This is a genomic window from Mangrovimonas aestuarii, from assembly GCF_028767185.1.
GTDB classification, from domain to species: domain Bacteria; phylum Bacteroidota; class Bacteroidia; order Flavobacteriales; family Flavobacteriaceae; genus Mangrovimonas_B; species Mangrovimonas_B aestuarii.
The window spans coordinates 120,578-137,099 of sequence record NZ_JARACK010000007.1; the positions used below are offsets into that span (position 1 = coordinate 120,578).

Annotated in this window: 14 protein-coding genes; 6 read left to right on the plus strand and 8 right to left on the minus strand. The window is 33.5% G+C overall.

The genetic code is table 11. The features are described from left to right. Positions 1–16: 16 nt before the first annotated feature. Entirely contained in the window at positions 17–3,043 is a 3,027-nt protein-coding gene (locus tag PWU04_RS10295; RefSeq protein WP_274476016.1) for a tetratricopeptide repeat protein, read from the minus strand. A gap of 182 nt (positions 3,044–3,225) precedes the next feature. Between PWU04_RS10295 and PWU04_RS10300 the strand changes: the two genes are divergently transcribed. The 3 genes from PWU04_RS10300 (at position 3,226) to PWU04_RS10310 (ending at position 5,894) form a co-directional block, all read left to right on the plus strand. Then, positions 3,226–3,912, plus strand: a complete 687-nt coding sequence (locus PWU04_RS10300; RefSeq protein WP_274476017.1) for a cell division ATP-binding protein FtsE — start codon at positions 3,226–3,228, stop codon at positions 3,910–3,912. 153 nt (positions 3,913–4,065) lie between these two features. Beyond that, positions 4,066–4,959, plus strand: a complete 894-nt coding sequence (locus PWU04_RS10305; protein ID WP_274476018.1) for a glycosyltransferase family 2 protein — start codon at positions 4,066–4,068, stop codon at positions 4,957–4,959. After that, positions 4,959–5,894: a glycosyltransferase family 2 protein gene (locus PWU04_RS10310; protein ID WP_274476019.1), complete on the plus strand. Its 936-nt coding sequence runs from the start codon at positions 4,959–4,961 to the stop codon at positions 5,892–5,894. Before PWU04_RS10305 ends, PWU04_RS10310 begins: the two co-directional genes overlap by 1 nt. On the opposite strand, the gene PWU04_RS10315 is transcribed toward PWU04_RS10310, so the two are convergent. Continuing rightward, on the minus strand, positions 5,877–6,287 hold the full coding sequence (locus tag PWU04_RS10315; RefSeq protein WP_274476020.1) for a sugar 3,4-ketoisomerase: 411 nt from the start codon (positions 6,285–6,287) through the stop codon (positions 5,877–5,879). The genes PWU04_RS10310 and PWU04_RS10315 overlap by 18 nt on opposite strands. A 5-nt stretch (positions 6,288–6,292) precedes the next feature. Beyond that, the gene (locus tag PWU04_RS10320; protein WP_274476021.1) at positions 6,293–7,135 is read right to left on the minus strand and encodes a glycosyltransferase family A protein; all 843 of its coding nucleotides are present in this window, start codon (positions 7,133–7,135) and stop codon (positions 6,293–6,295) included. Between the two features lie 35 nt (positions 7,136–7,170). Between PWU04_RS10320 and PWU04_RS10325 the strand changes: the two genes are divergently transcribed. After that, on the plus strand, positions 7,171–8,310 hold the full coding sequence (locus PWU04_RS10325; protein ID WP_274476022.1) for a glycosyltransferase family protein: 1,140 nt from the start codon (positions 7,171–7,173) through the stop codon (positions 8,308–8,310). A 24-nt stretch (positions 8,311–8,334) separates the two neighbouring features. Here the strand turns inward: PWU04_RS10325 and PWU04_RS10330 are convergent, their stop codons facing one another. The 5 genes from PWU04_RS10330 to PWU04_RS10350 all read right to left on the minus strand — a co-directional run bounded on the left by PWU04_RS10330 (position 8,335) and on the right by PWU04_RS10350 (position 13,798). Next, positions 8,335–8,967 (minus strand): acyltransferase, encoded by a 633-nt coding sequence (locus PWU04_RS10330; protein ID WP_274476023.1) that lies wholly within the window; start codon positions 8,965–8,967, stop codon positions 8,335–8,337. A gap of 105 nt (positions 8,968–9,072) precedes the next feature. Further along, positions 9,073–10,557 (minus strand): oligosaccharide flippase family protein, encoded by a 1,485-nt coding sequence (locus PWU04_RS10335; RefSeq protein ID WP_274476024.1) that lies wholly within the window; start codon positions 10,555–10,557, stop codon positions 9,073–9,075. After that, entirely contained in the window at positions 10,557–11,855 is a 1,299-nt protein-coding gene (locus tag PWU04_RS10340; protein ID WP_274476025.1) for an O-antigen translocase, read from the minus strand. Before PWU04_RS10340 ends, PWU04_RS10335 begins: the two co-directional genes overlap by 1 nt. Next, complete coding sequence (locus tag PWU04_RS10345; RefSeq protein ID WP_274476026.1) at positions 11,856–12,956, minus strand: DegT/DnrJ/EryC1/StrS family aminotransferase; 1,101 nt, start codon at positions 12,954–12,956, stop codon at positions 11,856–11,858. Continuing rightward, complete coding sequence (locus tag PWU04_RS10350; RefSeq protein ID WP_274476027.1) at positions 12,956–13,798, minus strand: FemAB family protein; 843 nt, start codon at positions 13,796–13,798, stop codon at positions 12,956–12,958. Before PWU04_RS10350 ends, PWU04_RS10345 begins: the two co-directional genes overlap by 1 nt. A 217-nt stretch (positions 13,799–14,015) precedes the next feature. Here PWU04_RS10350 and PWU04_RS10355 point away from each other — a divergent pair, with 217 nt between their 5' ends. Then, positions 14,016–15,329, plus strand: coding sequence for a hypothetical protein (locus tag PWU04_RS10355; protein WP_274476028.1), 1,314 nt, complete (start codon positions 14,016–14,018; stop codon positions 15,327–15,329). Then, entirely contained in the window at positions 15,322–16,494 is a 1,173-nt protein-coding gene (locus PWU04_RS10360; protein ID WP_274476029.1) for a glycosyltransferase family 2 protein, read from the plus strand. The genes PWU04_RS10355 and PWU04_RS10360 overlap by 8 nt, the downstream gene beginning before the upstream one ends. Positions 16,495–16,522 lie beyond the last annotated feature (28 nt).

Below are 16,522 nucleotides of genomic sequence, written 5' to 3' on the forward strand. Positions count from 1 at the left end.
TGTTTAAATTGATGAATTAATCCTGAGGACCGGTTTCCACAGATGAATTGGTTTTAGCTTGTTCTTCCTTTATGGTATTAAGCTCTGTTTTTGCCTCTTGAACAACATCTTCATAATTGGCAAAATTCTCAATAACACTTTCCAAAATATAGGTCGCCTGGAAGGCATCGTTTAAGGCATTAAAATTCTTTGCCATAACCACCAACCCTTTAGCGCTATAGTATTTATATGCAGAATAATCCTTAGCCAATCGTTGCACCGTTTCGTTAGAAACTTCGTACTTGCCATCCTTATGTTTAAAATAAGCACTGTAGTATAGTGCTTCGGCAGCTAATTCACCTGTTGCTACACTTTCTACTTCTTCATATGCTGTTCTAGCCTTAGTTTCATCTCCAGTTTTAATAGCCGATCGGGCTATGATAATCTGAGCATCACTTTTTATCTTATTATCTATTTTAGATTGTGCCAACACCTTTTCGGCATATACCTCTGCATTGTTATAATCTTCTTTTTGATAGTAGGCTTTCATCAAGTTAGATTGAGCAAAAATGCTATTCTGAGGGAAGTTAGCCTCTACCTCCAAACGCTTTAAGGTTGGAATGGCTTCATCTAAGTTCTTTTCATCCAATTGTATTTGCGACAATCGTAACAAAGCTTCTTCGGTAAACTCACTTTGAGACGCATCGGCAACATATTGATAATGTGGTTTGGCGTTGTCCTTTAAACCATCCTTAAAGTACAGCTGAGCCACATAGAAGTGTGCATGTAAGGCGTGTATACCTTTTGGGAAATCATTCAAATACCCATTAAACTGCTTAATGGCTGCTTTGGAGTTATTATCCAAGTACTGCTTTTCGGCTGCCTCGAAAGTCGTATTGTCTAAATCGGCATCGGTAACCTCTACATAATCCAAGGTCTTTACCCAACTTGCATATTCGTCAACGCGTCCTGTATCTATGTAAATGAGTCTTGCCGTTGCTACTGCCTGAACCGCATCTGGAGTTCCAGGGTAAGATTCAGCAACATATTTAAATTTGTTGAGGGCTTTACCGTTGTCGTTATTATTATAATACACTAACCCCTGACGCAACTGGGCATTAGGCACAAACGGACTTAAACGGTAGTCTGACACCAATTCATCGTAAGCAGAAATGGCTTCGTTTGTTTTGTTTAACTTAACCAAAGTATTTCCCAATTCAAACATAGCATCGTCCCTCAATTTTGAATCTTCATAACGATTAATAAACTGTCGTAACTCTTTTATTTTGGTCGAAGAATCTCCAAGATATCCATAGCTCATCGCCTTTTGGAAATAAGCATAATCTCCTTCAATCTCCCCTATTTTAATGGCGCTATTATAAGCTTCAATAGCCTCGTGGTAATTGCTCGACACAAAGTTTACATCTCCTAAACGCAAATAAGCATCGTTTAGCCTTACTCCATCATCGGCATGCTTACGGATAAAACGTCCAAAATAGGTTTTGGCATTGATGTAATCCTTTTGCTTGAAATAGGCATAGGCCATATTGTAATCTAAATTATCTGCCTCTGGAGTTTGAGCGGCACCAGAAAATTGCTCAAACTGTTTGTAGCCAATTAGCGCTTCTCCAAAATTGCTTAGGATATAATCGGTTTCGGCTTTCCAGTAAGTTGCACGAGCAGTAAAAGTTTCGTCAATCGCTTCTTTGGAAGATTTTTCAAATAGATCACGAGCCTCGCTGTATTTACCTTCATTGTAAAGCTCCAATCCTCTGTAAAAAGCTACTTTTTGATAGGCATGCTTACTTTCAAAACTTCGCTTTCCTTTCAACAACTCCAAAGCTTCCCCATAGTTTTTGGAAGTGATATAAGAATCGATAAGCAACAACTCGATCTCTTCCTTATAGGCTGAATTGGGGTATTTCTCTAAATAGCCAGTCAACACTTGTGGTACGGACTGATATGGGTTACCTATATCGTAACTAATTTTAGCATAATTAAGCCAAGCATCCTCCTGAATCTTAAAGTCGAAATCCATTTGGGAGGCGTTTCTGAAAGCATTTAAAGCTTCCTGCTTTTTACCTAATTCTATGTAGCTTTCACCTAAATGATAGTAGGCATTTTGGGCAACTGCGTTAGTCCCACCAATAATCTTATTGAACTCGGCAATGGCATTGGCATAATCGCCTTGCTTGTAATAGGCATATCCCAGTTGGTAATAATCGGTATTATTCCATTTCCCCTTTTTGCCCTTGTAATCTTTTAGATATGGAATGGCTTCATCATATTGCTCTAGATTGAAATAGCTTTCCCCTATAATTTTAGAAAGTTCTGACACTTCCTTAGGACTACTTTTAGCCATCTCTGCTTTGGCCAGCTCTATGGCTTTTTCAAAGTTCCCTAGCTTGAAGTTTAGGTCTGCCTGATAGTACGACAATTTTTCCTTGTACTCCTCCTGATCGCTTACCTGATCGAAATATTCATTGGCTTGATCGTAATCATCACCTTCGTAAGCCATAAATCCGATATAATACTTAGCCTGTGAACCATAAGTTTGGGAATTCTCTACACGCTCCAAATACTTTTTAGCATCACGATATTCCTTGGCACTAAAAGCTGAGTAACCATTGTTAAAATTGAAGCGTTCCCTATCGGCATTGCTCAGGTTGCGTTCGTCAACCTTGGCATACCACTTACGGGCATATGCATACTTACCATTAACAAAATAGTAATCGGCCACATCAAGAAAGGCTGTATTCTTTTTTGTGCTGGTAGGGTAATCCTCTACGAAATTCTCGACCATCCTATCTGCATTCTGCTGATTTAGGCGTACCGCACAATTGGCTATATAATAGGCGCAATCGGACTCAAGGTTTTCTTCATCGGCTTGTTTTTGTATCTGACCAAAGAGATGTTGAGCGGCGAGATATTGTTTATTGTTATATAGTGCGAGTGCTTTTTGGTAATCGGCAAGGTCCCCTGTGTAAACAATGGATTCCTGCGCAAAAGACCCGTAAGACAAACTCGCTATAAGTAAGGCTGTTACTAGCTTTTTTGAAGTCATTAACGCAATTTTTTGTTTAGATTCAAATATAACTGAATATGCCTTTTATAACGGAGGAAATCGGTTATAATTATAAACGAAGTTATCAAATCTTTTTAGCATACCAAAAAAGCAATAATCTATAGTTTTATAAGTTGTTATAAAATGATACATTTACAGCCTCATAAACCTATAGATTTTCTATGTCCAGTACTGTTTTACAATTAAAGAACGCCTCAATTTACCAAGGCGACAGCTTAGTGTTATCTGATGTAAACGTTGAAGTTAACAAAGGGGAGTTCGTATATTTAATTGGTAAAACGGGTACTGGTAAGAGTAGCTTTATGAAAACCCTTTACGGAGATCTTTCTCTTAAGGAAGGCGATGGTCATATTGTAGATTATGACCTAAGAAAACTCAAGGAAAAAGACATCCCTTTTTTAAGACGAAAACTAGGTATTGTATTTCAAGATTTCAAATTACTCATAGACCGAACCGTTAACGATAACCTTTTGTTTGTACTAAAAGCTACTGGCTGGAAGGACAAAAACAAAATGAATTCCCGTATAGAGGAGGTTTTGGGAAAAGTAGGCATGAAAACCAAAGGCTTTAAATTCCCCCATGAGCTTTCTGGTGGAGAGCAACAACGTGTAGCCATTGCCCGTGCCCTTTTAAACGACCCTGAATTGATTTTGGCTGATGAACCTACAGGAAACCTAGACCCTCAAACCAGTATAGAGGTTATGGAATTACTAAAAACCATAAACAATAACGGTAATACCATTTTAATGGCCACCCATGATTACGCGCTTTTATTAAAATACCCTAGTAAAACATTAAAATGCGATAACAATCAGGTGTATGAAGTGGTGCAAAGAAGAGCGCAGTAATACTATCTCTTATCTATTAACATATATCTAGTTTGTTTACCAAAATACTCACTTAAGACTTATCTGCTTCAAAAAGAACAGGTTAATCATTTAAAATAAATGTAAACTTTTAAAAAAAAAGATTAGTTTTGAGCGTTTTTAGAAGAGATATAAATGTTATCAGTTTTAATCCCCACTCGAAATTACAATGTAACAACATTGGTAAAGGAGTTACATAAGCAATTAACGAAATGCTTTGTGAACTTCGAGATTATTGTACATGATGATGGATCTGGTGACACAATCAATAATATCAACAATCAACTAAACAATTTAAAGCACGTTACATACACGTCTCATAAAAACAACTTAGGACTGAGTGAAAATAGGAATACTTTAGTTAACGCATCTCAATATAACCATTTACTTTTTATTGATGGAGATTCATTGATTCATGAAGAAAATTACATCCAAAAGTATTTAGAGCAGTTAAAAAATAACCCAGATGTAGTTTACGGAGGAAGAATACACCCAAAAAAAGTATCGGAACACACAAAAAAACTCAGATGGAAATATGGTTTGTTGAAAGAAGACACAAAAGCCCAAGACCGTATTTTAACCCCTTACAAGTCACTACTTTTCAACAACACGCTTATAAGAAAAAGTATTTTCAAAAAAGTTGGATTTGAAAAATCACTTACCCAATACGGACATGAAGACACTTTGCTTTCTTACCAACTTAAACTACTTAACACCAATATTACGCATATTGACAACCCTGTTTTGCATGGTGACATTGATGAAAGCGACGTTTTTATAGATAAAACAAAAAACGGTATTGAGAACTTAAATCAACTATACGAAAAGAAGCTTATAGATTATAACTATGTTACCTTGTTAAAGGCCCACAAAAAAGTAAAAAAATTAAAAATAGATTATTTTTTAGCTTTTATATTTCAATTAAACCATCCTTTTTTAAAGATACAGCTAAGATCTAAAAGACCATCTTTATTTGTTTTTAACCTATTCAAACTAAGTTACCTTTGTCATATCAATTTGAATAGATAATGCCTTTTTTCTCCGTAATAATTCCTCTTTACAATAAAGAACATTTAATCGAACAAACCATTAAAAGTGTTCTTAACCAAACTTTTTCAGATTTTGAAGTGGTTGTGGTGAATGACGGCTCTACCGATAATAGCATAGAAGTTTTAACCCAACTTGTTGACGATAGGTTTAAAGTTATTAATCAAAATAACCTAGGTGTCTCGAATGCTAGAAATATTGGCATTTCTGCATCTAAAGGGAAATATATTGCTTTGTTAGATGCCGATGATTATTGGTACAATAACCATTTAACAGAACTTAAAAAACAAATTGACTTATTTCCAGGTGCAGGGTTATACTGCAATAACCATGAAATCAACTATAACCAAAACCTTATTAAACCTGCTACTTTCAATTTTACTTATGGAAGAACCCCTATAATTGTAGAAGACTATTTTAAAAGCAGTATTATAAACTCAGTTGCTTGGACATCTGCTGTGGCTTTTGAGAAAAATAAATTTAACAGTATAGGCAAATTCAATGAGGATTTACTAACTGGACAAGATATAGATTTATGGATTCGGTTTGCCTTAAACTACAAAATAGCCTTTAATCCTGCTATCACAATGAGGTATCATAATTTTGAATCAAATAATCTTTCTAAAAGTAATTTTAATAACAACCGATACAGTTTTATTAACAGCTATAAAAATGAAGAAAAGAGCAATCGCTCTTTAAAACTATATTTGGATATAAATAGGTATGCCACTGCACTAAGATGTAAAATAAATGGAGAATACGAACTTTATAAAAGGTTGAGATTCGAAATTGATTTCTCTAATTTAAACTTTAAACAAAAGTTACTTTTAAATTGTCCTATACCATTTTTGAAACTTGCTAAAAATACTCAGAAACTTCTAATTAAAAACAAAATTTATCTAAGCGCCCACAAATAGCTTAAACTCTTTATAATCTCTTATATAGTCTTCTTCATCAAAAACATCAGATGCCAATACCAAGCAGACTGCTCCTGAAGAAAAATTTTCTAACTCACGCCAAATTCCTGTTGGTATCAATAACCCCTTATTAGGTTTGTTGAGCATTATCTTAGTTTTACTTACACCATCATCCAAAACAACCTCAAAACTCCCACTCAAAGGAATCAAAAACTCTAGTTGCTCTTTATGTGCATGTCCCCCTCTATAGGCATTGCTCGGAACATCGTATAAATAGTAAACCCTCTTTATAGAATACGGTAAAATATCCTTTTCAATAACAGATAAATTACCCCTGTAGTCTTCAATTTTAGGGATATCTATTATATAAAATGTGTTTTTGCTTAATTCCATTTTAACTATTCAGATAATTTTAACTTATTTCTTTGTAAAGATTTATACTTATTAATTCCCTTTAATCCAACACTATATTTCCTAGCAACCTGATTTAGTTTTAAATGCCCTGATTTTAGCAATAAAAATAGGTGCCAACCTAATTTTAAATATGTTAATTCACCATTGTATTTATAAAAAACAGCTGCCCTAGCAAAAACTATTTTATCACTAGACACTGCTTTACCTGAGCTAAAATCTGGATGCTTCAGCAACACTTTTGGCTCAAAAAAAACATTTAACCCTTTTTGCAAAGCATTTCTTAGAAAAATATATTCATCTGCTGTCTCAAAAACAGAACCAAGTCCAAAAAAAGTATTAAAAAAAACATTTTTTTTCAATACTTGCTCTCTTTTAAAAGTAACCACTACAGAGTTAACTGTGCTAATTGTTTTTTTATTGTGCGCTACTATATTTGGATATTTACTGTACAACTCTCCTTTCTCGTTAACCAATTGAAACGTAATAATATCAGCTGAATTATGTTTTTCATAAGCATTAACGATAAGGTTTTCAAAACCATCAAAATAAGTAATATCATCATCTGCCAATAAGCATATATTTGATTTGGCGTTTTTTATAGCCACGTTTCTACTTAAAGAGAGTCCTTTTTCAAAAGAATTAATAACACGGACATTATCAAAACTTGATCTTAACAGTTTGTTTTCTGTTGTTTGATTGACAATTAAGATATTATAGTTTGAAAAATTTCCGTTAGGAAACATTTTAGAAAGAAAAGATAATGAAGTTCTATACATTGTTGAAATAAGTATCTCTACAGTGTATGATTTATTTTCAACATTATCCATTTAGGTCTATCTTTGGAGCAAATGTATAAAATAAAATGAAAGTTTTATTGGTTGGTGAGTATAGCCGATTACACAATACTCTCAAAGAAGGCTTAAAGGATTTAGGCCATGAAGTTACAATAATTGGTAATGGTGATGGGTTTAAAAAATATCCTGTGGATATTGACATTTCCAATACAATTTTATCGCTCAAACTCTTAAAACCATTCAGAAAATTAGTCCATAGATTATTTAAATTTGATTTTGCTGACGTAGAAACTTGGTTTAGGTTCAAAAAACAACTTCAATCCTTAAAAGGATTTGATGTTGTACAGTTAATAAATGAAGACGCGCTATCGATTCACCCTAAATTACAGATTCCATTACTAAAGCAATTATTCTCTCAAAACGATAAAATTTTTCTTTTATGCTCAGGTGAGGATCATGTAACAATAAACCATTATATTAATGGGAAGGAACGCTATTCGGTTCTTACCCCTCTTTTGCAAGACAAAAGCTTAAAAAAGCACTTTTCCTATTCGCTTAAGTACCTTAGCCCTCCTTATCAAAGACTTCATAATTTTATTTATGATAGCATAAAAGGAGTTATTGCTACTGATTTAGACTACCATTTACCCCTAAAAAATCACCCAAAATATTTAGGCCTAATTCCAAACCCAGTTAACACAGATAGTATCAACTACAGTGGTCTAACAATTGAAGGGCCAATAAAAATTTTTCATGGCGTCAATAAACTATCTGCGATAAAAAAAGGAAGCGAGATAATATCTAAAGCTCTTAATAAGATCAAAGATAAGTATGGTGATAAAGTAAAAGTTATAACAGTTAGCAATGTTCCTTACAAAGAATACATAAAACTTTATGATTCTGCTCATATACTAATGGACCAAACCTATGGCTTTGATCAGGGTTACAATGCACTTGAGGGTATGGCAAAAGGAAAAGTTGTGTTTACAGGGGCTGAACAGGAATGGCTCGAGTATTATAATTTAAAAAAAGATACGGTTGCAATAAATGCTCTACCCGTTGAAGAAAAAATAGTAGAGAAACTAGAGTGGTTAATCAATAACCCGGAGCAAATAGCAATCATTTCAAAAAATGCACGTCAATTTATTGAAAAGGAACACCATTTTGTTAAGTCTGCGAAGAAATACGTTTCGCAATATTCTAAATAAAAAACTTTAGTTTTTTTAAATGGATTAAATAATTAAGCTTTTCAACATCATTTCTTCTTCTCCTTGCCAATCCCTACTAATATTCGTTCTCAATAACTTTGAGGGGACTCCACCGATTAAAACATTCTCTCCATAAGAACTATAATCCTTATTACACACACTGTTAGAAGCTACTGTACAATAATTTGGAGTTTTTGTTTTTCCCATAACAGAAACCCTATTTCCAAAGAAATTGAAGTTTCCTATTTGAATTTTCGACTGCATAGGATAAAGCTCATTTGTTTTTGTATTTAAAAGACCATGAAAATTTGTATCAATAATTTGAGACTCCGATCCCAAGCGCGCATAAGTACCCAAGACCACTTTATGAGTACAAATTATTTTCCCACGGCTACCCAATGAAGACATGTGCCCCATTTCGCATAATGCATTTTTCCCAATGTAAACGAAATAATCTTTCCCAAACTGAACGTGACCCCTAAAAATAATTTTCCCCTGTATATTAATTTCTGCAATACCTTGTGCAACAGTATTCATTTCGTAACGCTGTCCAAATCCAATCATTCCTTTTTTAATTGGCGCATCTATTACCACCTCACCTGTCATGCAAGAAAACTTAACCTTACCATAAAAGAAAACAGGTAATTTTATCGCCACTGAAAACGGGAATTTTTTAAAATTAAAACGTAAGGTTTTTACCCAGTTAATCGTTAGATAAAATCGAAGTTTCCTATATTTTCCTTTTATATATTGCAACATATACTACCCCTTTCTTCTTTTAAACAAGTTAAGCACAAAACTTTTTATGTTCACTAATTTATTAAGCCCATGGAAAGTAAATACCACGCTTACAACAACTGTGACAAACAACAAACTATACTTAATAGCTTCCTCCTCTATATATGTAAGAATATAACTAACAATACACAATAACAATACCGTAAGGAAATTAGTATAAAATTCTCTGCTCATTTTTATATTATAGGCCTTATCTACTATTGCATTCACAACAAAAAAATGAACGACATAATACGTTAAATAACCTAAACCAACCCCAAAAAGCCCAAAAAGAAAATATCCTGTAACATGAAAAAGCAACCATAAGGAGTTGAACAATATACCTGTATACAAAAAGAGTTTCGAATCCCCTTTTGCCAAAACCACATAACCCGAAGACCATGAAGCAGATTTAAAAATAAGCCCCAAAATTCCTAAACTCACAAAACCAACTATTTCCAAGAACTCCTTTGAAAACAATAGCTTAATAAGCAATGGTGCAAAAGCTATAAATCCAACTATTATTGGACCAACTAAAAGCAAAGCAACAAGTGCCTGCTCATTAACAAGCCTATTCATTTCCTTTAATTGAGAACCAACGGCAGACAGTCTAGGGTAGTAATCTGTTTGCATAGCATTGAATATCAAACCTAAGTAAGAATTAAGAATAGTAAACCCTGCCACAAAGAGCCCCACCTGCTTAACACCTCCATAATTGCTGATAATAATTTGGAGTGAGTAAGTTACCAATACTGTCATTAAGCCACGTATCCCAAAAACAACCCCCAATTGGAGCATATCTTTTCCCTCCGAAAACACGTCTCTAGAATTAATTCTGATAGACTTTAAATTAAGTTTACTCGTATAGTACTTAGCAACTATATAACTTATCAACGAAACAAGTATCATGACTGGCACTATAGCCTTAAGTTGAAAAAAATAGTACAGAGGTATTGAAATAATAAGCCCGAAAACACTCCCAAGTATATTAGCTGATGCTAAAAAGCTCATTTTTCTTAGCCCCTGCAATATGGCAAGTTCCCCTGAAGTCATTTGCTTAAACAATAATGCTAATGACAACCATATAATCGGTACGGTAAAATCATAATTGCCAAATGTCAAACGACTTAAAAAAGATGAGGAAATTATTACAATAAAAACACCTAAGATACAAGTGAATAAAATTAATTTCCGAAGTAAACTAACCGACCTAAACACTTTGGAGTTGCCGCCTTGCTTTGACAAAGAGATTTCTTTAACCGCACTAGTATCCAACCCTAATTTGGTTGTTCCCAGTACAAGATTAAGAGTTGAATCAAAAAGCCCTATAATTCCCATACCGTTGGGACCAATCAAAATAGACACTATTTTAGACTTCAAAACAGCAACAATTATACTTATAACCTGAACTGCTCCAAAGATAGATGTCGCCTTGAGAATCTGCTTGTGCGATGTCTTATTGACCTCCATTAGTATTCTTCCTTTACAACACCAAACAAAGAGGTTCCAAATATTAATAAAATAACCCCATAGTACATCACATATGTTGTGAAATGAGCTATTGTTGCTCCTTCAACACCATAAATATCAATAAAATACACACTGGTTAAGTATAGTGTAACCACTAAAAATGCTTCGGTAATAATAAAATGCCAGAACATTCGCTTGGCTACAAATTGGTAAGACACTATCATCGCCAATACCTTAACCAAATCTCCTAATAACTGCCATAAGAACAATGTTTCTACGGGCCTGAACTCACTTGAAAAAACAATACTAACAATAAAAGGTCTCAATAAATAAATTGTCCCCCCCCCTAAAAGCAGTACAGGTATAATTGTACCATAAATTTTAACAACCTCATTCCTAAACCCTCTAAAAGTATTTATTTCAATAAATCGAGGAAGCACATATAAGGTTAAAAGGGAATTAACAAACATTAAATAATACCTGGAAATCCTATTCATAGCTTCCCAAAAGCCAGCATCCTTATACCCTACATTATCTATAATATATGTTCGTATCGAAATAGCTACAATGGGCAGAACAATTGAAGAAAACAAAACCATGAGGGAGTAAGAACTAAACTTGGAAAAGTATTTATAACTAAACCTACTTACCCGTATTAAAGGCACCAAACTTCTTTGGTTTAAAATACCTACAAATGTGACAAAAAACAACACCGACTCTACCACTACCACAGATATCAACGCCCCATCAATTCGATTTTGCCAAATCAATAATAAAGTGATACATGCCCCTAAAACCTGCCCAATGATGTTAATCATTAGTAGCAGTCTAAATTTTGAATACCCATTGATTATTGCAAAAACAAAGATATTTAATGAATAAAACGGTAAGGCTATAGCCATGACACGTATTACATATGCATAATCATTATAAGTAGGAAAAATGAGATTATTAATAAAATCGGCATTAAAATAGCAAACAAAACACACCAATAAAGTTGAAATAAACCCTAGATACAACGAAGTAGAAATTACTTTGCTCAATTCAAAAGTATCCTTCTTAAACTGCGCTATATATTTAACGAGTCCATTGTACATTCCCAATGTTGAGAACGTTTGCATTGAACTTAAAAAATTCTTTAAATTACCTATTAGTGCCAACCCCTCGGCTCCAACAAACAAAGCAATTGCCTTGGAGGTTAAAAAACCAGAAACAATACGAGCTATGACAGCTGCAGAATTTAAAGAAGCGACCTTAACAAGAACGTTATTGTTGATATAGTTTGAGAACTGCTTCAATCAATAGGAATTTATAATATTTATAAGCTGCTTAACTTCTTTGGTCTCCATTACTGGACTAATAGGCAAACTTACTACCTCACGGTGAATACTTTCGGTTATGGGTAAATCCAAATATACAAAATCATTTAACGCCTCTTGTTTATGTGGCGGAATTGGGTAATGTACCAAAGTTTCTACCCCATTAAACTTTAAGAAGTCCATAAAGTCCTTACGGTTCTTAACCCTAACACAAAAAACATGAAATACATGATTTTCAGTTCCATCATAAAAAGGAAGTACTACTTTGTCATTATTTATATCTTGCAAATACCTTAAAGCTATTGCTCTACGCTTTAGATTATCATCATCTAAACTTGGGAGTTTCACACTAAGAAACGCCGCTTGCAACTCATCCAATCGATTGTTAAAACCAATCACTTCGTTAACATATTTTATTGACGATCCATAATTCCTAAGCTTTCTTAGGGTTTCTGCTAATTCTCGATTGTTTGTTGTAATTGCTCCCCCATCTCCCAAAGCTCCTAGATTTTTACCTGGATAAAAACTAAACCCTGCAGCGTGCCCAAGATTTCCTGCTCTAATTCCCTTATTGTCCTTTGCCCCATGCGCCTGAGCTGCATCCTCAACCACTAAAAGTCCATTTACCTCTGCAATGTGATTAATAGCCTCCATATTGGCAAGCTGTCCATATAAATGAACAACTAAAACCGCTTTGGTTTTAGCTGTAATCTTCTTTTTAATTCGATTGGGACAAATATTATATGTCACTTCATCTGGCTCTACAAAAACCGGCTTCAATCCTGAATTAATTACTGCTAAAATTGAAGCAATATATGTATTTGCAGGAACTAATACCTCATCACCTTCCTTAAGTTTCCCCAAGCTTATATATGCCTTAAAAATAAGAGTTAACGCATCAAGGCCATTACTAACACCTATACATTCTTTAGTGCCACAGTATGTTGCAAATTCATTTTCAAAAGTTTTAAGTTGATTTCCCAGAATATAATACCCAGAATCTAAAACTTGCTGGAGCTTATCGTGAAGCTCCTGATTATACCTTGAATTTATTTTATGTAAGTCTAAAAACTTGATCACTATAATCTTATTTCGTAAAAATCCTGTAAATAAATGTTACATCCAAACTCTTCTTTCTGTTTTAGCAACCCTGGGTTATAGCCTTTATCATTATTGTCTACAACTGTTCCCATTGAGAAAAATCGCTTACCTTCTTTTTCATATTTTTTTATTAGAGTAATAAACAAATAATCCAAAGCCCTTACTAGTTCACCTTTATGAGTTGTAGCACCATACTGTGATTTCACAATAGTCTCATTTTCAAACACAGTGATACCTGCCAAAATCTCCCCATTCAAATAAATATTGAATTGTTTAATGTTCTCTGGAAAGCAAGTGGCTAAATGATTTATCTCTTCTTTTGTGTGTACTGGTTTTGCGCTATGTTTTTCCACCAAACGAGGCTGAAGTACCTTCTCCCAAAATACATCAAAATTCAATTCTTCCTTTATTTCAAAACCTAGAGAATCGGCTTTTCTATAATGTTTTAGTTTAGTTTTATGTAGCGATAGTGGTTGCGAATAGTCTATCGCAAGTACCTTATCTTTTCTATACAATCTAGCATTGTTTCTAAATAGCAGATAGTTCAACTCATTTGAAGGTTCATCGAAATAAATCTCTGGAATAGATTTTACAAACATTGATTTTATACCTTCTGACTTACAGTAATCAAGAATTGAGTGAAATATTGCCTCAACCTTATAAAACCCAATCCCTTTTGGTAAAAGCACTCCCCCAAAAGTTAATCCCTGATGCGAATACAGTTTTTCTTCCAAAATATTGGCTGGGAACAACGCAATTAAACGGTCTCCTCTATAGACCATCAATGAAAAATCAACAAATCGATCCTTATGATACTCCATAAAATTGCGATAAAACAAAAATGTGGCATTCTTAGCTTTATAAACAAAGCTGTCCCATGCCTTTTGGTGTTCCGAACTATACCTTATTACAGAAAAAATAACGTGTTAGTTTTTGATTGATTCTGCGGTAAAAATAAAGTTAATATTTATTTTCGCCCAACATTAATTTTTTAAGTTCGACAAAAATTATTGCCTTTGCCATTAAACATTAAACAAAATGAATATCAATAAATTAATAGAGGCACTAAAGAAAAATATTTTCACAGTAGCTTTTTATATAATATTGGGCATTTTGGTAATCATTATAGGCCCTATATATGCCCCAGATAGTTTTGCTCATTTTAATATGTTAATCAATAGATCTGTTTTATATTCTATCTTTTTAAATATACCGCACTGGTTATTTGGAATAAAATTGGGCTACCCAATTCTCCTTGCTCAATTTGCGATTTATCTAATTAGTGTCAACATATTAATATCTACGTTATATAAATTCTTTAGATTGAGCAGAATTTCCCGGTACGCACTACATATAGTATTCGCTTATTTAGCGATTTTCAGTTATAAAGTAATAAATCTCATTTTATCAGAATCTATTGCTTATGCAATACTTTTAATTATAATATCATTAAGCATAAAATACTATAAAACTCCTAAAACTAAACACATTGCCCTATTGTTAGTTTTTAGTTTATTGTTGCTATTAACGCGAATACAATTTATAGTTGTTGTTCCATTTATTTGTTTTGCGTTGCTTTTCCGTTATAAAAACATACTAAAGTCATATTTAAACATATTTCTTGTCGCAGGGATACTGATCTCACCAATATTATCTAAGTTAATAGAGAAGCTATATTACAAATCTGTATTAAGAGAAAATATTGAGTATTCCATGAAATATGTGCACTTAATTAGTGCTCCTTTTTATGTCAGTGATAAGTCTGATGCCGAATTATTCGAGAACCATGAAGACAGGGCATATTTTGAAAGAACCAAACAATGGTTGGACAATAAAAATTTAAATTTGGATTATGGCAGCAATAATACCTATGATGAGTTTGATTACTATCAAGAAAACTTCACTAAAATATGCAATGCCACTATTCACGAAGCTAATATGGATTATTATGAAGGACTGGGATTTTCATTTTTTGAACAGCATAGAAAAGTGAGTCAAATTACTAAAAACATATTTTATCCATTACTAAAAAAGAATTTTAATAACTGGTTGAAATTAGTTCTTAAAGGCTTTAAAAAAGGACTGCATGGAAGCCAAGGCTTATTATTACTGGGAATGGTATTATTTGGATGCTCCATATTGTTTTTTAACCAAAAAAAAGAATTGGCACTACTTATATTTGGGTTAATTTCCCTTAAACTAATGTTACATTTTCTAATTGCAATTTCAGTACACAGCATACATCGTTATTTGTTTTATTTCGATTGGGTGATACCTCTGTTTTTGATTTTATTAATTGATAGTTTTGTATCTAATAAAGAACAAAATAAAATGCTAGTCCCACATGCCTAATTTTGTCGAACTGTCTATTGTAATGCCGTGCTTGAACGAAGCTGAAACCATTGCTACTTGTATAATAAAAGCAAAAACGTTTTTAGAAAACAATCTAATTTCCGGAGAAATAATTATAGGAGATAATGGCAGTACAGATGGCTCTCAACAAATTGCACTTAATCTAGGCGCAGTAGTTGTTAATGTTGAAGAAAAAGGATACGGAAGTGCAACATTAGGGGCTATTCATAAAGCCAAAGGAAAATACATCATTACAGCAGATACTGATGATAGTCATGACTTAAAACATTTAATGCCTTTTTTAGATAAATTAAGACAAGGCTACGATATGGTAATGGGAAACAGGTTTAAGGGGCAAAAGATACCCGGTGCCATGTCATTTTTACACAGACATATTGGTAACCCTATTTTGACAGGAATTGGCAATTTGTTTTTTAGAACAAATGTTGGAGATTTTCATTGTGGTTTAAGAGGTTTTACGAAAGCAGCTTTCAATAAAATGGATTTACAAACAACAGGGATGGAATTTGCTTCAGAAATTGTTGTAAAAGCTTCTTTAAACAATCTACGTATTACAGAAGTCCCAACAACTGTATTTCCTGCCGGACGTTCAAGAAAACCTCATTTACGTTCGTTTCCAGACGGATGGAGACATTTACGGTTCCTTTTACTCTATAGCCCTACATGGCTTTTCTTGGTTCCTGGCATTATTTTCATTGCTTTAGGACTGATTTTATCTTTAGCGCTAATATTATTTTCTCCTCTTACAGTAAACAACATTACGTTCGATATTCATACCCTTTTATATACTTCCGCTAGTATATTGATTGGGTTCCAATTTTTCACTTTTTATGCCCTTACAAAAATTTACGCCATAGAACACGGCTTGTTTCCTTCAAGTAAAAGATATAAAAAGATATTCAACTACATCAACTTGGAAGTAGGCTTAATTACCGGAGGAATCTGTTTATTATTTGGAGCTATTTTAAGTTTCTACGGTTTATCTGTTTGGGCAAATTCTGACTTTAGCACATTAGACCCAGCAAAAACCTTACGACTGACAATACCTGCTGTATTCTCAATACTTTTGGGTATGCAAATCGTTTTCTTTAGTTTATTCTTTAGTATCTTAGGATTGAAACAGAAAAAGACCGCCCTAATATAACATAATAGGAAATAATATTGTTGATATC